This window comes from Bradyrhizobium sp. HKCCYLS3070 (assembly GCF_051167575.1).
GTDB lineage: Bacteria > Pseudomonadota > Alphaproteobacteria > Rhizobiales > Xanthobacteraceae > Bradyrhizobium.
Map to the genome: position 1 here is coordinate 87,750 of NZ_JBNPTI010000013.1, position 20,016 is coordinate 107,765.

Consider the following 20,016-nt stretch of genomic DNA (forward strand, 5'->3'; position numbering starts at 1 on the left):
TGAATGCCGCCACGTAACAAGAAGGATAAGGCGCCGAAGACCACGGCTCAGCGCCTCGACAGCGTCATCAAGTCTGCGCGTAACAAGATGCGCAAAGACCGCGAGCTTAAGACGGACCTGACGCGGCTTCCGACGCTTACGTGGTTGATGTTCCTGAAGTTCGCGGACGACATGGAACGCGTGCACGAAGACGAGGCCGTGCTTGCCGGCGAGACCTATCGCAGCCTGATCGACCCGCCGTACCGCTGGCGGGATTGGGCGTCTGATCCCGCAGGTATTACCGGGCCGGATCTGCTCTCGTTCATAAACGGAGAAAAGACGGTTCGTAGCGATGGCACGCAAGGTGCTGGCCTCTTCGCGTATCTGCGAAGCCTACGAGGCAACGGCCAAGGGCGACAGCGCCGTGACGTTGTTGCAGCGGTCTTTCGTGATCTGCGCAACTATGCGACGAGCGGCTATGTCCTGCGGGATGTTATCAACCTGGTCAATGACATCCACTTCGACAGCACGGAGGACATCCAGACCCTCGGGCGGATGTACGAGACGCTGCTGCGGGAGATGCGGGACGCAGCGGGTCAGAACGGGGAGTTCTATACGCCGCGGCCCGTTGTGCGTTTCATGATCGAGGTTGTTGACCCGAAGCTGGGCGAAACGGTCCTCGATCCCGCTTGCGGCACCGGAGGGTTCCTTGCCGCTGCCTTCGACCACATGAGGCCGAGCGCCGATACTGTGGAGAAGCGCGAGATCCTCCAGCGCTCGACATTGCGCGGCGGCGAGGACTCATCGCTCCCATTCCTGTTGGCGCAGATGAATCTGCTCCTGCACGGGTTGGAAGCGCCGGATATTGAGTTCGGAAATGCGCTGCGCTTCAAGCTGACAGAGATTGGCGAGCGTGATCGCGTCGAGGTGATCCTGACCAATCCTCCGTTCGGCGGAGAAGAGGAAGCAGGCATCCTCACAAACTTCCCTGATGATCGCCGAACGGCCGAGACCGCACTGCTGTTTCTGCAGCTCATCATGCGCCGGCTGAAGCGCGGCGGACATGGACGTGCCGCGGTTGTCGTACCGCACGGCATTCTATTCGGAGATGGGATAGCGGCGCGCATCAAGGCCGACCTGTTAGAACAGTTCAATTTGCATACGGTCGTTCGGCTGCCAGAAGGCACGTTCGCCCCGTACACCGATATCCCAACCAACATTATCTTCTTCGATACATCCGGCCCCACGCGTGACATGTGGTATTGGGAACAGCCCTTGCCTGAGGGGAGGCGGAAATACACAAAGACGCTTCCGCTCCAGTATGAAGAGTTCGAACCTTGTCGCAGGTGGTGGTCTGAGCGAAAGGAGGGCAACCGGGCATGGAAGGTCTTTGGTCCGGACCTGATAAAGCGAGACGATCAGGGTCGGGTGATCGCCGTTGATCTTGATATCAAGAATCCGCATGCAGACGATGTGGTCGATCACCGACCGCCGAGCGAGATCCTTGAAAGCGCCATAGCTAAGGAGAAGGAAGTTCTACACGCGCTTGATCGACTTAGAGCGCTACTCGCGGAGCGGGCTTGAAGATGCGGCGATCTACCTACGCCATGGCGGAGATTGCACCGCTTGTTCGTCGTCCAATTCGGGTAGAGCCGGATCAGCTCTATCAAGAGATTGGTGTCAGGTCCTTCGGCAAGGGCGTGTTTCACAAGCCACCGTCAACGAGCCTCACCATCGGGGATAAGAAGGTATTCGCGATTGAGCCCGGCGACTTGCTGTTCAACATCGTATTTGCCTGGGAGGGAGCTGTAGCCGTCGCAAGCGAGGCGGAGCATGGAATGATCGGATCGCACCGATTCCTGACCTGTGTTCCGAATCCTCGATTGGCGATAGCAACATATCTCTTTTGGCACTTCGTTCATGGCCGCGGGCTGAAGCAGCTTCAACGTGCTTCTCCTGGTGGAGCGGGTCGTAACAAGACCCTCGGCATAGACAAATTGGCGGCGATTACGGTCGATCTTCCGGCGATCCCTGAGCAGCGTCGTGTCGTCGCTAAGCTTGAAGCTGCAGTTCAAGAGATTGCTCGGCGGCATCAAAGCGTTGAGCTTACGAGGGCGGAGGTCAACGCGACTCTTAACGCGTCTTTTCGAAAGCTCATCGCCGGAGCGCCCCAGCGTGCGATACGAGATATTGCACCACTCGTGCGTCGTCCGGTTCCTGTTGATCCCGACGGTAGCTATCCGGAGCTGGGAGTGCGGTCCTTTGGTAAGGGGACCTTTCACAAGCCAGCCCTGTCTGGAATCGAGGTTGGGAGCAAGCGTCTTTTCGAGGTGCATGCTGGCGATCTGGTTTTCAACATCGTCTTCGCGTGGGAAGGCGCGGTAGCAGTGGCGACGGCAGGTGATGACGGCCGCGTCGGCTCCCATCGGTTCTTGACCTGCGTTCCGGACCGGTCGCGAGCCACTTCCGAATTTCTCCGGTTTCACTTTTTGACGCCAGAGGGCATCCACCAGCTCGGAGCTGCCTCGCCGGGGGGCGCCGGAAGAAACCGAACGCTTGGGCTCAAAGCGCTGGAGACCATCCGAGTGCCCGTGCCCTCACTTGACGCACAACTCTGGTTTGATGAGCTACAGAAGCGAGCCAGTCGCGTTGTCGCAGCGCAGTCTGAGGTTGCGAGTGAGCTAGGCTGCTTGATTCCTGCGCTGTTGAGCGAAACGTTTCACTGAGATCCGGAGCCGAACTTCGATCCATTCGGAAGGGGTCGACTGCACGGGCGCAAAGGGCTGTCTCTATCACCAACGTGGCGGACGACTCCGGAAAAGTGGGGCCTGCCTAGCTCGCCAGTGGTACCTGGCATGGGTCGGCGTGGGCACAAGCGATGGAGCCGAACACGGCGAGCGTGCCAACCACGATAAGGGAGCGGCAACTCACGCGGCCTGCTTCAACGCGCGGTTGGCCTTTTTCTCGTTGAGCAGCGCCCGAACGAACCTGTCCCATTTGGCCATGCCGGCGCGCTTCTCGGGCATATAGTGCCACCGATCGTAATTCTTGGAGCTCACATCCTGCAGCGCGTGGTTTTGGAGGCGGTCGCGGATCTCTTTTGAAACGCCGGCCTTGCCTGCCAACGTCTTGAACGTCCGTCGGATATCCCGATTGGTTGCGTAGGGTATGACGCCGCGGTCGCGCTGCCGCCACACGAAGCTATAGAGCGTTCCGTGGCTAACGGGCTTCCTCGGGTCTTTGGCCGATGGGAAGTACCAACCATATTCGTTCGGCTTAATCGACTCGATCAGCTCAGCAGCGAGCAATGGGACTGGGACGGCATGGGGTTGGTCGTTCTTGGTCTTGGACCAGTCAATGATCCGCTCCTTGGCGTCCCATTGATCGATATGGAGCCGCGCGATTTCCTCGACGCGCTGGCCGGTCAGCATGATCAGCTGCACGGCGCGCGGATAAGAGGGATGAACCGGCGTGTCGGGGTGCTCCAGCCAGCGATAGAGCTGCACGAACTCGTTTTCGTCGAGCCAGCGAGTGCCTTGGACCTTGGGTTCGGTCGGGATGCCCGTTGCCGGATTAAAGGGAATCCGGAAGCGGCGAGAGGATTGCTGCCGATAGTCGTTGTCGGACTTCATGCCCCAACTAAAGGCGGCATGGAGATAGGAGCGCACATGGTCCGCCATCGACTTGGCACCGCGCTCGTAGATCGGACGGATCAGCTCGATGATTTCCTCGGCCTCAATCTCGCGGGCGAGGCGATTACGCCCGAGCCTGTCGGCGATCTTGTTGAGGCCTTTTTCAGTTTCCTTCCAGGACGGCTTGCCTGCGTCCTTGAGCGCAGCGACATAACCCTCGAATAGATCGGCGACCGTGCCGGGGCGAGTGTCGGTGGCGATCTTGATGCTTCGGCCCTTCTGGATGACGTCAGCAAAGTCGCGCTTGTAGATCTCGCGAGCTTGCGCGAGCGACATCGAGGGATAGGCGCCGATCTTTTTCTTAGTGCGTTTGCCATCGCGCCACTGCTGCGCCATCCAGTCGGCGGTGACACGCTTGGGCATGGGCTTGAGGACGAGAACGAGACGGCCGGTGCCGCGCCCCTCGCCGTCGGCGAGGTTCTCCTGCTTGCGACTGATCTCGACGCGCTTCAGCGCATGTCGGATCGCGGTGTCGGTGAGGGCGGGCATAGCGTTTCCTCCTTCCCGGAACTGGGATCGGTCGAGGAGAAGCAGGGATCGCTAGCTGGGAGCGGAAGGCCGTTTTCTACCCCTTTTACAGCCCTCAATTTGCCAAAACCGCCCCCACTACGCAATGCCAAAAAAATGCGATTTTATGAGTGTTTCAATAGGCTTGAGCGTGATCAGACGTGAGCGAAAAGGTCAAGTGGGGTGGTTGTGCACCAGGATGATCGCAGTGGCCGACAATTCGAGCGCGCGCTTGATCACCTCGCGCGGATAGACCGGCGTGTGATCGACGGTGCCGGTCTGCTGCACCTCGTCGGCGATCAGCTGGTTGCGCTTGTCGAGAAATAACAGCCTGAACTGCTCCTTGTCGGCGAACGCCATGCTGGTGCGGCAATAGGTGATGACGTCCTGCCATGACGCCAGCGCGTGCTTCTGCCGCACCTCGCCCTTGGCGATGCGGTGCGCGGCGGCGGCGATCAGCTTGAGCTGGGTGATCGAGGCGTCGCCGACGCCGTCGATCTCGCGCAGCCGCGGCTCCGGCGCGTGGATCACCTCGGCGAACGATCCGAACGTCTTGAGCAGCGCCTTCGCCAGCGGCTTGACGTCGCGCCGCGGCAGCGCGGCGAACAGCACCATCTCCAGCAGCTCGTAGTCGTTGAGCGCGTCGGGACCGGCGCTGTGAAAGCGCTCGCGCAGCCGCTGACGGTGGCCGTGATAGTGCGGCGTGTCCGGCGGCGTATCGTTGGGAGGAGGGGCTTTCTCGGGCATCGGCGTCAGCATGCCGTGACGCCGCATTTTTGCAACCTCGAAGTGCTCGCGCCCCGCAGGGCGCGCCTTGCTAGGCCGCGCGTCCGGTCAGCACGATGGCGAGGCCGACGATGAGAGAAAACGCGGTGGGGTAGAAGGTGAGCGCAAAGCCGAAGGCGCGGCCCGCGCCGCCGCTGGCATAGCCGAGCCAGAACAGCACCCGCCCGAGGCCGAACAGGATCACGAGCGTGAGCAGCACCGGACGACGTCCTTCTCGTCCGTCGGGCGATCCTGCTTATGGCTGCAGACTGCCGATGAAGGCGTCGATGCTGGCGAGGGCCGGCCTCTGGTCGCCGGCGAACATCCAATGGTCGGCGCCGTCGAGCTCGACGAAGCGCGCGTGGCGGATATGGCTGGCGAGATGCCGCCCGGCCCCGACGAGCACGGCGCGATCGTGGCGACGGTGCAGCACCAGGGTCGGTGCAGCGATCCGGGCGAGCAGGTGGCGGACGTCCGTATCCCTGAAGGCTTCGAGCAGGCCCTTGATGGCGCCGGGGCTGGACGCCGCGCGAAGCAGTCCGGCCCACCAGGCGCGCGCCTGGGGATCGCCAGCCAGACTCGGAGCGAATGTCTCGATGCCGGCGGGGCCGCCCCATTCGGCCACCAGCTGCCGCAGCCAGATGCCGTACTGGCTGGCCTGCAGCGCATGCGGATAGCCGGGCGCGGCGCTGCCCTTGGCGAGCGAGGCGAACAGGATCAGCCCGGCGACACGTTCGGGATGGTCGGCCGCGAAGGTGATGCAGGCCGGTCCGCCCTCGGAGGCGCCGAGCAGCACCGTGCGCCGGCTGCCGGCGGCGTCGAGCACGGTCGCGATGTCGCGCGCCGTCGCCTCCACGCTGGGGCTGAAACCGACCCGGTCGGAGAGCCCGATGCCGCGGCGATCGAACAGGATCAGGCGGCCGATTCTGGCGAGCGCGGACAGCAAGGCCCGACAGTGCGGCTCCTCCCAGATCCGCTCGACATGCGAGACGAAGCCGGGCAGCAGCAGAATGTCCTGCGAACCTGTGCCGTAGGTCTGATAGGCGAGATGAACGCCGCCGCCCAGGACATAGCGCGTCGGCGGTGCGCTGTCGCCTGGCGCCGCAACGCCCTGCGCCAGCAGCGCCAGCGTCTCCGCTTCGGGAGCGACACCGAGCTCGTCGCGCAGGCGCTGCGTCAGGGCGTCGAGATGGCGCTGGGCGGCGGCGCGGTCGCCGGCCAGCATCAGGCTGCGGATCAGGGCGCGGCCATAGACCTCGCTGAGCGGGTCGAACGCGACGAGGCGTCCGGCGTGGACCGCAGCCGCGGCATGGTCGCCGGCCGCGCTGCGATCCCGCACCACGCGCTCCAGCGCCTGGACCGCCCGGCCGCGCAAGGCTTCACGCCGGAAGAACGCCCATTCCTCGAACTGCGGACAGTCGCCGGGCGCGAAGCCGTCCAGGAAGTCACTGGAATAGAGGCGGCAGGCCAGCTCGAATTCGCCGCGGTCGCAAGCCGTTTCGAACAGCGCCGATTGGACCTCCAGCTCGACCGCTTCCGCCCACCGAATCGTCGCGCGATCGATGGTGAGGCAGCCGTCGCCGAGTGTGAGCTGGAGCCGGTGCAGCAGGCGGCGCAGCCGCGCCCGCGCGACCTCCTCGGAACACTCCGGCCAGAGCATCGTCGCCAGAATGTCCCGCGCGACAGGGCCTTTGGCTTCCGCCAGATAGACCAGCAGAGCGAGGCCCTTGCGCAGCGCCAGCGGGCACGGCTGGCCGTCGCGATGCAGCTCGGGAAAGCCTAATGTCCGGACGCGGAACTGAACCATCGGGGGTGCGACCTGGGTGGCTGCGTCCGGGGGACGCTCGGGGGACGGTCGATTGGTAAGGGCTCAGGCTCGCGCGAGTCGCGACCGGTCCCAGGATCGGACGTCTCGATCACGGCCACGCCGTCCTCGCAGCAACAAGGAAACCTTCATGTCCGGGCGTCTCCTCATCATGCTCTACGCCGTCGCGAGCTATGCCGTCTTTCTTGGGTCGTTCGTGTGGGCGGTCGGTTTCGTCGGCAATTACAACTATCTCACGGCCAAGTCGATCGACGTGGGCGTGTCCAGCGCCGTGACCGAGGCCGTCGTCATCGACGCGCTGCTGCTGGCGCTGTTCGCGATCCAGCACAGCGTGATGGCGCGGCCGGCGTTCAAGCGCGCGTTGACGCGCATCATTCCGGCGGCGGCCGAGCGCAGCACCTATGTGCTGCTGTCCAGCCTGATCCTGCTGCTGCTGTTCTGGCAATGGCGTCCGATCCCGAATCCGGTCTGGCACGTCGAGGGTGTCGCAGCGGGCGTGCTGACCGGCGTGCATTGGCTCGGCTGGCTGATCGCGCTTTCCTCGACCTACATGATCGATCATTTCGATCTGTTCGGCCTCCGCCAGGCCGTGCTCGCCCTCCGCGGCGGCGCCGGGACGGCGCAGCCTTTCAGAACGCCGCTGCTGTATCGGCTGGTGCGCCACCCGCTGATGCTGGGCTTCCTGCTCGCCTTCTGGGCCACGCCGGAGATGTCGGTCGGCCACCTGCTGTTCGCCGCCCTCAGCACAGCCTACATCCTGGTCGGGCTGCAGCTCGAGGAGCGCGATCTGATCGCCCAGTTCGGCGACACCTACCAGCGCTACCGCCGGCGGGTGCCGATGCTGCTGCCGCGACTGATCGGCGGCCGGCGGACCGCCGAGACGGAGACGCGCGGCGCGCAGTAGCCGGCGCCGGCTCGACGTCCGCAGGGCTCGTCGGGCACGCTCGCTTTTGATCACGGCTTGCCCGGTGCCGCGCCCACGCAGACGTGAATTGGTGCGGGGACCTCAGCACCTATGTCGGGCTTGAATGCTGCGATGCAAAATCACAGCTCGACAGCCTCCGTTCTCATAAGGCCCTATGGCCTGCCTGTTCAGTCCGAGAGAGATCCGCGTTGACCACCATCACGTCCGATTCCGGCGACTCGCTGTCGGCCTGGATCACGCTGTTATTGGCCTTTTCCTGCGGGCTGATCGTCGCCAACATCTATTACGCGCAGCCGCTGATTGGGCCGATCAGCGCCGAGCTTGGGCTGCGGCCGCAGCTCGCGGGACTGCTGGTGACGATGAGCCAGATCGGATACGGCGCAGGTCTCTTGTTCGTGGTGCCGCTCGGCGATCTCATCGAGAACCGCAAGCTCGTCATCATGACCATCATCGTCGGCGCGGCCGCGCTCGGTTGTGCGGCCCTGGCGACGAGCCCGTCGACATTCCTGCTCTCGGCGCTGCTGATCGGCTTCGGCTCGGTCGCGGTGCAGATCCTGATCCCCTATGCCGGGCACATGGCGCCGGAGGCGATCCGCGGCCGCGCCGTCGGCAACGTCACCACCGGCCTGATGCTCGGCATCATGCTGGCACGGCCGCTCGCGAGCTTCGTCGCGGCGCATGCCTCCTGGCACGTGATCTATGCGGCCTCGGCGCTCGCCATGGTGATCCTGGCCGGGGTGTTGCGCCTCGCCCTGCCGCCGCGTGAGCCGCAGGCGCGGCTGAGCTACGGCCAGCTGCTCGGCTCGATGGTCGAGCTCTATCGCGACACGCCGGCGCTGCGCCGCCGCGCGCTCTACCAGGCCGCGCTGTTCGGCGGCTTCAGCGTGTTCTGGACCACGTCCCCGCTGCTGCTGGCCGGGTCCGATTTCCGGATGTCGCAGACCGGCATCGCCCTCTTCGCGCTGGCCGGCGTCGCCGGGGCGATCATGGCGCCGGTCGCCGGCCGCATCGCCGATCGCGGCTGGACGCGACCGGCGACGGTCGCATCGATGCTGATGTGCGCGATCGGCTTCGCGTTGACGCTTTCGGTTCCACTCGGAACGAACGGGTCGCTGGCCACGCTGGTGATCGCCGCCATCGCCATCGATTGCGGCGCGCAGCTCAGCCTCATCCTCGGCTATCGCGTGCTGTTCGTGCTCGGCGCCGGCCAGCGCAGCCGGCTGAACGGGCTCTATATGACCACCTTCTTCGTCGCCGGGGCGGCGGGTTCCGGCCTCGGTGCCTGGGCATATGCGCATGGCGGCTGGACGGCCGCCGCCGCGCTCGGCACGGCGCTGCCGCTCGCGGCGCTGGCCTATCAGTTCACCGAGCCGAAATGATCAGAACGGGCTGCGCTTGAGCCCGGGCACCAGCGCCGCCAGCCGGTCCTTGATCCAGGGTGCGGGCGGCAACTTGCCAGTGGGCATCTCGACGGCGGCGGCCGGGTTACGGCTTACGGCCAACGTGAGGGTCGCCAGATAGTGATCGCGCTCCTCCTTCACCGCGCAATGCGCGCGGTGTTCGGGATCGGCCTCGGTCGCGACGCGGTCGTTGGCATTGATGACGAGCCGTTGCTTCGGCCGTCCCGTGTAGTCGGGCACGTTGGTGTAGATGAACTCGTTCAGCGCCTCGGGAAAGAAGGTTTGTCCGGTCAGCACCGTGGCCTCGTCGACAAACACCCTGAAGTGGATGTGGGTGGCGCGGCCGGCATACCAGCCGGGATAGATGGTCCTGAAGCCGGCCCAGCCGGCGGCGTCGGCCATCTGCGTGCCGCGCAGGAACGTCTTTCCGCTCTGGTCGAGCTTGTGAGTGTCGCTCTGGCCGGGATAGCCCGAATAGATGCCGCGGGCATCGCAGTGCCAGATGTCGACGCGCGCGCCGGGGAGTGGCGCGCAGGAGCCGGCCTCGATGACGCGAAGGCGCAGCCTGAGCGGCACGCCCGGCCGGTCCTCGGCGATCTCGGCGCGCACCAGCTTGGGATCGAGATAATAGGGACCGGATTCCGACTGCGGCGTCAGGATGCAGGCGTCGTCGGCATTCGCCGATGCGGGAGCTGTCTCCGACGCTGCGCGCGCCGGCGGCGTCAGCAGCGCTGCGCCCGCCGAGAGCAGGCCGAGAACGCCACGGCGTGTTGCGTTGGTCAGAGCAGCCTCCCGCAGTCGCATGCGACGGAAGCGGCAGTCGATCAGCCGGGCATGGCAACAATCGGACGCCCGGCGGCCATTCGGCCAGGAGCCCGCTCACACCTGCGTCAGCGGCTTCTCTCCATGGCGCTCCGAGAGCGTGAAGATCTCGACGCCGTCGGCGGTGACGCCGACCGAATGCTCGAACTGCGCCGACAGCGAGCGGTCCCGCGTCACTGCGGTCCAGCCGTCGGACAGGATCTTCACATGCGGCTTGCCGAGATTGATCATCGGCTCGATGGTGAAGAACATGCCGGGCTTGAGCAGCACGCCCTCGCCGGGACGGCCGACATGGATGATGTTCGGCTCGTCATGGAACAGCCGGCCGAGACCATGGCCGCAGAAGTCGCGCACCACGCTCATGCCCTGCGGCTCGACGAAGCTCTGGATTGCGTGGCCGATGTCGCCGGTGGTGGCGCCGGGCTTCACCGCGGCGATGCCGCGCATCATCGATTCGTAGGTGACCTCGATCAGCCGCTCGGCCTTGCGCGCGATCGGGCCGATCGCATACATGCGGCTGGAATCGCCGTACCAGCCGTCGACGATGAAGGTGACGTCGACATTGATGATGTCGCCTTCCTTCAGCGGCCGGTCGTTCGGCATGCCGTGGCAGACCACGTGGTTGATCGACGTGCAGGTCGAGTAGCGATAGCCGCGATACATCAGCGTCGCCGGATAGGCGCCGTGGCTGAAGGCGAAGTCCCGGACGAAATCGTCGATCCGCGAGGTCGGCACGCCCGGCTTGACGATGTCGGTGAGCGCATCGAGGCACTTCGACACCAGCGCGCCGGCCTTGCGCATGCCGGCAAAGCCGCTCGGGCCGTGCAGCTTGATCTGGCCGTTCTTGCGCGCAGCGGTGTCGGTCGCTTCGATATAGTTCATGGGCCTGTTTCGTTCTCAGGGGTGTCGCAGGGTGATCGCCTAATTTAATGATCGTGCCGGCCGGTGCAAGCCGGGTGTGCACGGCCGGATCTGCCGCCTAGCCGGTCGGCACCTCCAGCGTGGTCTCCACCGGCAGCGCACCTCCGCGAACGCGAAGCTCTCGCACCGGATACGGCACCCTGATGCCCTCGCGCTTGAAGGCCTCCCACAGCGCCAGCATCACCTCGCTCTTGACGCTGTCCATGTAGCTGGGGTCGGCGATCCATGTGGTCAGCGAGAACTTCATGCCGGCCTCGGTGAACTCGGTCAGCAGGCAGTTCGGCGCCTTCGATTTCAAGGTGCGCGGCGTCTCGGCCGCGATCTCGGTGGCGAGCTTGCAGACGACCCGGGGATCGGCGTCGTAGTTGGTGCCGAAATTGACCTTCACCAGCGTGTTCTTGTCGGTGTAGGTCCAGTTGGTCACCTTCTGGGTGACGAGGTCCTCGTTCGGGATCAGGAACTCGCGGCCGTCGCCGGCGGCGACCGAGATGTAGCGCGTGTTCATCGCGCTGATGCGTCCCGAGCTGTCGCCGATGGTGACGAGATCGCCCGGCTTCACCGATTTGTCGGCCAGCAGGATGATGCCCGCGACGAAATTGGCGACGATGCGCTGCAGGCCGAGGCCGATACCGACACCGGCGGCGCCGGAGAAGATCGCGAGCGCCGACAGGTTGATGCCGACCGCGCTGATCGCAATCGCGACGCCGAGGATCATCAGGCCCATGCGGACCATCTTGATCAGGAGCACCTGGATCGACGGCGTCAGGTCCGTCGAGCGCGTGATGCGGCTCTCGACGAAATTGCTGGCGATGTTGGTCAGCCACAGCACCGCGAGCAGCAGCACGCCGAGCTTGATCACCAGCAGCGGCGTCAGCCTGAGGCCGCCGAGCACGACCGAGATGGAATCGAGCGCGTCGACGACGTTGTCGAGCTGGCCGATGATGCTGAGCGCGGCGACCAGCCAGGCCGAGATCGACACGATCTGCACGATGAAGGTGCTGCGGATCACCGAGGTGATCAGCCGGATCACGAGCCAAGCGAGCGCCAGCTTGAGCGCGACGGCGAGCAGGTAGCTGCGGCTCGGCCAGGTCCACAGCAACATGCCGGTGCGGGCGATCCGCATCAGGATCACGAACACGACCGTGGTGACGCTCTCCAGCAGCACCCGTAGCAGCTGCCGCAGCGGGCCAGGCCAGCCCATCGCCAGCGAAGTCAGGTCGATGCGCGCACGCACGGCGGCGCTCGCCGCAAAGGCGATGCCGGCGCCGCTCAGCACCAGCCCGAGTTGAAGATAGAACCACGGCGAGGTGACCTCGGCGCCGATCGAGCGGCCAACGGTCTGCAGGAAGTCGAGAACGTCTTTCAGGTCGAGGTCCATCAGCGGGGTCTCGGAGGGGAACAGTGGCGCGGGTTGGCCGGATCAGCGGAATTTAGTTCGTTTTCGTCACAGGCGATTGCCGCGAAATATACCCCGAACGCGGGCAAGGATGGAAAAATGGGCATATCGCCGCGATAAGAGCAAATCCGGTTGGCGTGCAAGTGTGGCGACGATAAGGATGTAAAACTCGGATCCATCAACGTTTTTTCATGTCATCCCTCGACGCCGTCAGCATTGCGATCCTCCTCGGTGCGGTCCTCGTGATGGCCGGCATCCTGTCGAGCCTGCTGGCGTTGCGCTTCGGCGCACCGCTGCTGCTGGTGTTCCTGGTGATCGGCATGCTGGCGGGCGATTCCGGCCCTGGTCATATCGAATTTCAGGACGTCCGTACCACCTATCTGGTGGGCTCCGTCGCGCTGGCGCTGATCCTGTTCGACGGCGGTCTGCGTACGCGCTTCCAGAGCATCCGCACCGTGCTGGCGCCCTCGATGGTGCTTGCGACCGTCGGCGTGCTGATGACCGCCTTCATCACCGCGCCCGTGGCGAAATATGCCCTCGACCTCGGCTGGACCGAGGCGATGCTGGTCGGCGCCGTCATCGCCTCGACGGATGCGGCGGCCGTGTTCCTGCTGGTCCACGCCCAGGGCCTGCGGCTGCGCCCGCGTGTCGGTGCCACGCTGGAGGCGGAGTCCGGCAGCAATGATCCGTTCGCGGTGTTCCTCACCCTGATGCTGGTCGAGCTGATCTCGGTCGGTCACGGGTCGTTCGGACATTTCGTGTTCGAGCTGATCCGCGAGGCGGTGCTCGGCACGCTGTTCGGCATCGTCGGCGGCCGCCTCGTCGTCATCGGCCTCAACAAGGTCGCGCTGCCGCAGGGCCTCCACGCGCCGTTCGTGACCACGGCCGCGCTGGTGATCTTCGGCATGGCGCAGATCGCCCACGGCTCCGGCTTCCTCGCGGTCTATCTCGCCGGCCTCATCGTCGGCAACCGGCCGACCCGCGCGCACAACTCTGTCGTCACCTTCCTCGATGCCGCGACGTGGCTCGCCCAGATCGTGATGTTCGTGCTGCTCGGGCTGCTGGTGTCGCCGCAGCGGCTGCTCGACAGCCTCCTGCCGGCGATTGCTGTTGCGCTGATGCTGATGCTGGTGGCGCGACCCGTTGCGGTGTTTGTCTGCCTCTATCCGTTCCGCTTCAACTGGCGGGAGAAGGCGTTCATCGCCTGGACCGGCCTGCGCGGCGCGGTCGCGATCTTCCTCGCCTCGATCCCGCTGCTGGTCGGCCTGTCCAGCGCCTATCTCTATTTCGACGTCGCGTTCGTGGTCGTGATCATCTCGCTGCTTGCGCAGGGCTGGACGCTCGGCGTGGCCGCGCGCAAGCTGCACGTGGCGCTGCCGCGCACCGATCGGGGCCCGCGCCGCATCGAGCTCGATCTGCCCGGCCAGCTCGAGCAGCAGCTGGTCGGCTATTCGATCCGCTCCAAGAGCCTGTACTTCCGCCGCGGCCTGATCCCGTCCTGGTCGAAGCCGACCCTGGTGATCCGCAACGAGCAGATTCTGTCGCCGCCCGAGGCCGAGCCGATCGCGCCGGGGGACTATCTCTATCTGCTGGCGCCGCCGGAAAAGGCCGAGTCGCTCGACCGCTTCTTCGTCGACATGCCGCCGTCGGCCGCGCCCGACCCGCATCTGCTCGGCGACTTCATGGTCTCGGCCGAGCATACGCTCGACGAGGTCGCCGGCATCTACGGCGTCAAGCTCGGCGAGGGCGAGGACAAGCTGACGCTCGCCGACTATTTCGACATCCATCTCGACAACGCGCCGAAGGAAGGCGCGACCGTGGCGCTCGACACCATCGTGCTGGTCGCCCGCTCGATCTCCGGCGGCCGCGTCAACGTGGTCGGACTGCGTCTGCCGGAGGACGAGGAGGATGTGCCGGTGCTGACGCGCAAGGAGCGGATGAAGCGCAAGCTGGCCAGTGTCTGGTCGTCGGTCGCAGGGGTGTGAGCGTCATTCTGCCGCCGGCAGGACGGCGATCGAGATCGCATTCTCCGGCGCGCCGCTGACCTGCAGCACGAAAGGCTTTGATCCCAGCTCGTACTTCATGGTCTTGCGAATGCCGTCGCAATCGGTGGCGCCGCTGAAGCCGGCCGGCTTGAGGATCTTGCCGTCCTGCACCACGTCGATCCAGGCCGCGGCCGACAGGCTGATGGTGTAGACGCCGGCCTTGGGCGCTCCGGCGATCCGCGTGAGGCCGGCGAAGCTGCCGTCCCTGGGCGCGCGCTCCGGCGGCATCGCCAGCTTGGCGTCAGCCGTCGGACGCAGCTCCAGCACAATCCCGGTCGCGGGAATAACGGCCATCTCGGCGCCAGATACGAGCTTCTCGCGGTCGGCTGCGGTCAGCGCGGCGTGCTCGCGCGCGATGTCCCATTTGAACTTGTCGCAGCCGCTCGGTTCGGCGGCAACCGCAGCCGAGTTCGCGGCCACCGTAACGAGGAAGGCGGTCGTGGCGGGACGGATCAGGATCATGACGGACTCGCGACTGTTACGCCGCGCAGCGGCGCGCGGCATCTTGATACCGCGATAACAGGAGGTGGAGGGACCGTCATCCCCTTCGATCACCGCGCTGACGGCGCGAGCAATATCATCCTATGGCAATCGTCCCGCCGCTGCGACTCCCAATCACGGCAGCGTCGGCCGAATCAATTCTTGGCGTCCGGCGCATGCAGCACCGCTCGGCAGCCAGGCGGCAGTTGCGCCATCGTCAGCGGTTGCGGCGGCTTAGGGGGCTCTTTCGGCGGCAGCGGATGCAGCACCGCATCCGAGAACCAATAGTCGAGGTCGCCGCAGCCATCGCCGCCCTCCTGGTTGGTCTGGCCGTGGCAGTCCGGATTGCCCGGCGGGCACACCATGCGGATGTGGAAGTGATAGTCGTGGCCCCACCACGGCCGCACCTTGGTGAGCCAGCTACGGTCCCCCCTCGCGTCCCGGCACAGCGCCTTCTTGATCGCGGCGTTGACGAAGATGCGCTGCACCGACGGCTCCTGGGCCGCGGCGCGGATCACGGCGACGTGGCCCTTCGTGAACACCCGCGGATCGACATCGAGGCGATCAGGCCGAACCATCATGACCGCCGACATCTCCTCGCGCTCGTTGCGCGACAGCCTATGGTCGGGCATCGGCGTCAGCCAGATGTCGGCGTCGAGCCCGATTTGATGGCTGGCATGGCCGGACAGCGCTGGTCCGCCGCGCGGCTGGCCGATGTCGCCGACCAGGATGCCGGGCCAGCCGGCATCCTTGTGCGCGCGGGTCGCCAGCCGCTTCAGCAGCGCGATCAGGTTGGGATGGCCGAAATTGCGGTTGCGCGACAGCCGCATCACCTGCCAGCCCTCGCCGTTGACCGGCATTCGCTCGGCTCCGGCGATGCAGCCGCGATTATAGGTGCCGATCACCCTGGTCGGTTGCGCCGACGGCAGGATCCTCCGCGCGAACAGCTCCTTGGCCGGCGTATTCGGATCGTCCGGATGCGCCAATGGCGGCAGGGCCTTTGGCTCGACGCTGCCCTTGTCCTGGGCATGAGCCGGGGCCGCCGCGGCAATGACGGCCGAACTGACGATGGCGACCAGAATCAGGCGGACATGCATGGCGCCAGTGTAGCGTCTGCCGACCGGCCGGGTTGCCCAATTCTACGTCAACAGCGGGTCATTCGAGCCGTTTTAACCTGGCTCTAACCCTGCTGCCGGATTGGCGGAACCGGCTGAACACGGCTCAATTGCGTGAGTTCGTTCGGTAAACGAACAATAAGCGCAGGGCCATTGCACGGTATGCGGGTCTTTTCTGGCTCGTGGCAACCGACGTCACTTATCGCTGGTTGTACAGCAGCCCTTGGTTGATCCTCCGCGCAGGTCTCAACTCTCCAAATGCGCGAGTGCATCCACCTGTTCCCGTAACCAGTGGCTGTCGCGCCCTGCATCAAGATACCATTTTTTCAGAAACGTGGCCGAAAACTGCCGTTCGAGAAGGAGAGTGAGGCACGCGATGCGGCCCGTTCGGCCACCCACGGCAAAAAAGCGCAATCGCGTGCCAAGCGCCCGCGATGCAGTTCACCCGGTCAAGCCAAGCCCGAGATTGCGTTGGCACAATTTGCGCAAGCTCGCCCCCGTCGATGAGATCGGCGGCAAGTGCGCCGAAGTGGCGATGGCTGAGGCGAAGAAGGCGCATGATCGGCTCATCGAAGCGATCGACATTCTTCCCGAGGGGATCGTGTTCCTCGACGCCGACGGCCGCTACATTCTCTGGAACAAGAAATACGCCGAAATCTACAACCGCAGCTCGGACCTGTTCGAATCCGGCGCCCGGCTGCAGGATACGATCCGGATCGGCGTTACCCGCGGCGACTATCCGGAAGCCGCGGGCCGCGAGGAGGAGTGGATCGCCGAGCGGCTCGAAAAGCTGTTTCATCCGAGCGGTCGCCATGAGCAGAAGCTGTCGGACGGCCGTACCATCCTGATCGAGGAGCGTCTGACCGGCGATGGCGGCATCGTTGGCCTGCGCGTCGACATCACCGAATTGAAGCAGCGCGAGGAGTCGTTCCGCCTGCTGTTCGACGGCAATCCGGTGCCGATGATCGTCTGCGCGACGGATGACGGGCGCGTGCTCGGCGTCAACGAAGCGGCGGCCCAGCATTACGGCTACAGCCGGGACGCCTTCGAGCGGCTCAGCATCCGCAGCCTGCAGGCCTATGATAGCGAGCCGCCCTGGGCAGGCGAGCAGTCCAGCGAGGAGCAGGCGGCGCGCACCTGGAAGCATGTCCGCGCCGATGGCGCCCTGATCGATCTCGCGATCTATTCGCGCCATCTCGTCCACAACGCCCAGCCCGCGGTGCTGCTGGCGCTGATGGACATCACCGAACGCAAGCGCGCCGAGGCGCGGCTCGCCTTCCTGGCCCAGCACGACGCACTGACCGGCCTGCCGAGCCGCAACCTGCTGCGCCAGAAGATCGATGACAAGCTCACCCAGATGCGGCGCGGCTCCGAGAAGATCGCCGTGCTGGTGCTCGGCCTCGATAGTTTCAAGTCGATCAACGATACCCTCGGCCACGCGGTCGGCGACCGGCTGTTGCGCGGGGTCGGCAAGCGGCTGCGCTCGGTCCTGCGTCAGGAGGACATCGTCGCGCGACTGAACTCCGACGAGTTCGCGGTGGTGCAGGGCGGGCAGGCGCGGCCGGAGGATGCGGCCCAGCTCTGCCGCCGGCTGCTGGAGGCGATCGCCGATCCCTATCTCATCGACGGCAGCTCGGTGACGATCGGCGCTACGATCGGCATCGCCATGGCGCCGAACGATGGCGACGACGCCGAGAAGCTGCTCAAGAATGCCGACATGGCGCTGTCGCGCGCGAAGAACGAGACGCGCGGCTCCTTCAGCTATTTCGAATCCGGCATGGATGCGCGGGCGCAGAGCCGGCGCAAGATCGAATCCGAGCTGCGCGAGGCCATCCAGCGCGACGTGCTGCAGCCGCATTATCAGCCGCTGATCGACCTCTCGACCGGACGCATCACCGGTTTCGAGGCGCTGGCGCGCTGGCCGCATCCAGAGCGCGGCATGATCCCGCCGTCGGAGTTCATCCCGGTCGCCGAGGAGACCGGCCTGATCTCGGCGCTCGGCCGCGCGATGTTGCGGCACGCCTGCAACGACGCCGCGAAATGGCCGGACGACGTCCGTGTCGCCGTGAACATGTCGCCGCTGCAGTTCCGCGTCGGCAACGTGCTGTCGCTGGTGATGGACGTGCTGAAGCAGTCGGGCCTGCCGCCGAGCCGACTCGAGCTCGAGATCACCGAGACGCTGGTGCTGGAGAAGAGCGGCCAGGTGCTGGCCACCCTGCATGCGCTGCGCGCGCTGGGCGTGCGCATCTCGATGGACGATTTCGGCACTGGCTATTCCAGCCTGAGCTATCTGCGCAGCTTTCCGTTCGACAAGATCAAGGTCGATCAGTCCTTCATCCGCGGTCTCGCGGCCAATCGCGAGGCGCAGGCGATCGTCCGCTCGATCGTCAGCCTGGGCAAGGGGCTCGGCGTCATCATCACGGCCGAGGGCGTCGAGACCGAGGCGGAGCTGCGCTGTCTGCGCGCCGAGGGCTGCCATGAAGGGCAGGGCTATCTGTTCAGCCGGCCCCGGCCCAATGTCGACATCGTCCGGCTCTTGCAGGCGCAGCGGGATGCCATGGACGGCACCTCACCCGGCAACGCGCTGGTGGCTTGAGCGAGCGACGTTGGCCGCTGTTGGACGCGCCTCGAAGCGCCGCCGATAGGCCGCGGGCGACGTTCCGACGATGCGCCGGAAAGCGACGCGAAACGTTTCGAGCGACCGGTAGCCGCACTGCGCCGAGATGTCCGCCAGGGAGAGCGTCGCATTCTCCAGCAGCTCCCGCGCCCGCGTCATGCGCTCCTGCTGCAGCCAGGCCGTAGGGCTCGCGCCCGTGCTGTCCTGGAACGACCGCAGCAAGGTCCGCTCGCTCATCCCGGCGCGTTTTGCCATCGCGCTGACCGCAATCGGCTGCGCCAGTCGCCCCCGTGCCCAATCCATGACGGCGCCGATCGTCCGTCCCGGGCGGGCCTGGACCGGTGCGACGACGTATTGCGCCTGCCCGCCGTCCCGGTGCGGCGGCATCACCAGCCGCCGGGCAACGCTGTTCGCAACCTTGCTGCCGAAATCGCGCCGGACCAGATGCAGGCAGGCGTCGATGCCCGCAGCGCTGCCGGCCGAGGTGATGACATTGCCCTCGTCGACATAGAGCGTGTCCTCTTCGACGCGAATATTCGGATAGAGCCGCTTCAGGTCGGGAATGTGCCGCCAATGCGTGGTGGCGCGCCTGCCGTCGAGCAGGCCAGCGGCGGCCAGAACGAACACGCCGGAGCAGATCGACAAGCACCGCGCGCCGCGCGCGGCCGCCTGCGCGATGGCGCGCAGCAGGCGCTGGGGCGGCCGCTCGGTGCGATCGCGCCATCCTGGAACGATGATCGTGCTGGCTTGCTTCAGGCGTGACAGGGGCGCGCCGGCCTCGACCACGATGCCGCCGGTCGCGCGGGCACGCCGCGCTTCGGCAGAGACCACCGTGAACCGGTACCAAGGGAAGTCGAACTCCGGCCGCGGCAGCCCGAAGACTTCGACCGCGATGCCGAACTCGAACGTGCACAGCCCGTCATAGGTGATGACGGCGACCAATCCCGGATTCGGGTGTGGAGCATGGGTTGCGGCGCGGGGCATTGGCGGAAACTTACCGAACTTTGTCCGATCCGTCACTTGGGTCGCCCCGCGTAGCGCGCGAGATTGGAGGAGCTCACGCAACGTCGCAGGAGAGAGACGATGACGACCCATGTCACCGAGGTGCCCGCAGCCCCGTCAGCCCAGGCGCTCGCCCATTTCGAGGCGATGCTCTCATTCGAGACCGATTGCTGGGACGTGCACGAGAGTCTGCATGCAGCAGCTCCGGACTTCATCCTGGTGGATGTCAGGGGCCCGGCCTCGTTTGCCAAGGGGCACATCACCGGCGCCATCAACATCCCGCACCGGACCATGACCGCGGAGCGGATGGCCGAGTACGCGAAGGACAGGCTGTTCGTGGTCTACTGCGCCGGCCCGCACTGCAACGGCGCCAACCGCGCCGCGATCCGGCTTGCGCGGCTGGGACGGCCCGTGAAGATGATGATCGGCGGCATCACCGGCTGGCTCGACGAGGGCTTTGCACTCGCGACCGGCGATTGAAGCGGAGGCCCGGCTGTTACCTCATCACCAGCGTCGTCCCCGCGA

At 65.6% G+C, this 20,016-nt stretch carries 17 protein-coding genes; 7 read left to right on the plus strand and 10 right to left on the minus strand.

Annotation, left to right across the window (positions count from 1 at the left end; genetic code table 11):
- The first annotated feature begins 3 nt into the window (after positions 1-3).
- Both ACQR03_RS28500 and ACQR03_RS28505 read left to right on the plus strand, forming a co-directional pair.
- On the plus strand, positions 4-1,563 hold the full coding sequence (locus tag ACQR03_RS28500) for an N-6 DNA methylase (protein ID WP_434842077.1): 1,560 nt from the start codon (positions 4-6) through the stop codon (positions 1,561-1,563).
- Between the two features lie 23 nt (positions 1,564-1,586).
- Complete coding sequence (locus ACQR03_RS28505; protein WP_434842078.1) at positions 1,587-2,705, plus strand: hypothetical protein; 1,119 nt, start codon at positions 1,587-1,589, stop codon at positions 2,703-2,705.
- A 201-nt stretch (positions 2,706-2,906) separates the two neighbouring features.
- On the opposite strand, the gene ACQR03_RS28510 is transcribed toward ACQR03_RS28505, so the two are convergent.
- The 4 genes from ACQR03_RS28510 to ACQR03_RS28525 all read right to left on the minus strand — a co-directional run bounded on the left by ACQR03_RS28510 (position 2,907) and on the right by ACQR03_RS28525 (position 6,750).
- Positions 2,907-4,160 (minus strand): tyrosine-type recombinase/integrase, encoded by a 1,254-nt coding sequence (locus ACQR03_RS28510; RefSeq protein ID WP_434842079.1) that lies wholly within the window; start codon positions 4,158-4,160, stop codon positions 2,907-2,909.
- A gap of 192 nt (positions 4,161-4,352) precedes the next feature.
- Positions 4,353-4,925 carry a JAB domain-containing protein gene (locus tag ACQR03_RS28515; protein ID WP_434842096.1) on the minus strand — a complete coding sequence of 191 codons (573 nt, stop codon included), beginning with the start codon at positions 4,923-4,925 and terminating at the stop codon, positions 4,353-4,355.
- 70 nt (positions 4,926-4,995) lie between these two features.
- Positions 4,996-5,163 (minus strand): hypothetical protein, encoded by a 168-nt coding sequence (locus tag ACQR03_RS28520; RefSeq protein ID WP_315715306.1) that lies wholly within the window; start codon positions 5,161-5,163, stop codon positions 4,996-4,998.
- A 36-nt stretch (positions 5,164-5,199) separates the two neighbouring features.
- Complete coding sequence (locus ACQR03_RS28525) at positions 5,200-6,750, minus strand: alpha/beta fold hydrolase (RefSeq protein ID WP_434842080.1); 1,551 nt, start codon at positions 6,748-6,750, stop codon at positions 5,200-5,202.
- Positions 6,751-6,898: 148 nt separating this feature from the next.
- Between ACQR03_RS28525 and mddA the strand changes: the two genes are divergently transcribed.
- Positions 6,899-7,672: a methanethiol S-methyltransferase gene (mddA, locus tag ACQR03_RS28530; RefSeq protein ID WP_434842081.1), complete on the plus strand. Its 774-nt coding sequence runs from the start codon at positions 6,899-6,901 to the stop codon at positions 7,670-7,672.
- 209 nt (positions 7,673-7,881) lie between these two features.
- The gene (locus tag ACQR03_RS28535; protein WP_315752240.1) at positions 7,882-9,072 is read left to right on the plus strand and encodes an MFS transporter; all 1,191 of its coding nucleotides are present in this window, start codon (positions 7,882-7,884) and stop codon (positions 9,070-9,072) included.
- Here ACQR03_RS28535 and ACQR03_RS28540 read toward each other — a convergent pair whose 3' ends face one another.
- From ACQR03_RS28540 to ACQR03_RS28550, 3 genes are all read right to left on the minus strand, one after another.
- The gene (locus ACQR03_RS28540) at positions 9,073-9,876 is read right to left on the minus strand and encodes an intradiol ring-cleavage dioxygenase (protein ID WP_315752320.1); all 804 of its coding nucleotides are present in this window, start codon (positions 9,874-9,876) and stop codon (positions 9,073-9,075) included.
- Positions 9,877-9,972: 96 nt separating this feature from the next.
- A complete protein-coding gene (gene map / locus ACQR03_RS28545; protein WP_315715310.1) occupies positions 9,973-10,797 on the minus strand; it encodes a type I methionyl aminopeptidase in 825 nt (274 codons plus the stop codon).
- Positions 10,798-10,894: 97 nt separating this feature from the next.
- Entirely contained in the window at positions 10,895-12,214 is a 1,320-nt protein-coding gene (locus tag ACQR03_RS28550) for a mechanosensitive ion channel family protein (protein WP_315715311.1), read from the minus strand.
- Positions 12,215-12,423: 209 nt separating this feature from the next.
- Here ACQR03_RS28550 and ACQR03_RS28555 point away from each other — a divergent pair, with 209 nt between their 5' ends.
- Positions 12,424-14,217, plus strand: a complete 1,794-nt coding sequence (locus ACQR03_RS28555; RefSeq protein ID WP_315715312.1) for a potassium/proton antiporter — start codon at positions 12,424-12,426, stop codon at positions 14,215-14,217.
- Between the two features lie 3 nt (positions 14,218-14,220).
- On the opposite strand, the gene ACQR03_RS28560 is transcribed toward ACQR03_RS28555, so the two are convergent.
- Entirely contained in the window at positions 14,221-14,739 is a 519-nt protein-coding gene (locus tag ACQR03_RS28560; RefSeq protein WP_315715313.1) for a hypothetical protein, read from the minus strand.
- 173 nt (positions 14,740-14,912) lie between these two features.
- Positions 14,913-15,854 carry a penicillin-insensitive murein endopeptidase gene (gene mepA / locus ACQR03_RS28565; protein WP_316193307.1) on the minus strand — a complete coding sequence of 314 codons (942 nt, stop codon included), beginning with the start codon at positions 15,852-15,854 and terminating at the stop codon, positions 14,913-14,915.
- 394 nt (positions 15,855-16,248) lie between these two features.
- Between mepA and ACQR03_RS28570 the strand changes: the two genes are divergently transcribed.
- Entirely contained in the window at positions 16,249-18,468 is a 2,220-nt protein-coding gene (locus tag ACQR03_RS28570; protein ID WP_316193308.1) for a sensor domain-containing protein, read from the plus strand.
- Here ACQR03_RS28570 and ftrA read toward each other — a convergent pair.
- Positions 18,442-19,473 carry a transcriptional regulator FtrA gene (gene ftrA, locus ACQR03_RS28575; protein ID WP_316193309.1) on the minus strand — a complete coding sequence of 344 codons (1,032 nt, stop codon included), beginning with the start codon at positions 19,471-19,473 and terminating at the stop codon, positions 18,442-18,444. The two genes, ACQR03_RS28570 and ftrA, sit on opposite strands and share 27 nt — an antisense overlap.
- Positions 19,474-19,572: 99 nt before the next feature.
- Here ftrA and ACQR03_RS28580 point away from each other — a divergent pair, with 99 nt between their 5' ends.
- Positions 19,573-19,971, plus strand: coding sequence for a rhodanese-like domain-containing protein (locus ACQR03_RS28580; protein ID WP_315752235.1), 399 nt, complete (start codon positions 19,573-19,575; stop codon positions 19,969-19,971).
- Positions 19,972-20,016 lie beyond the last annotated feature (45 nt).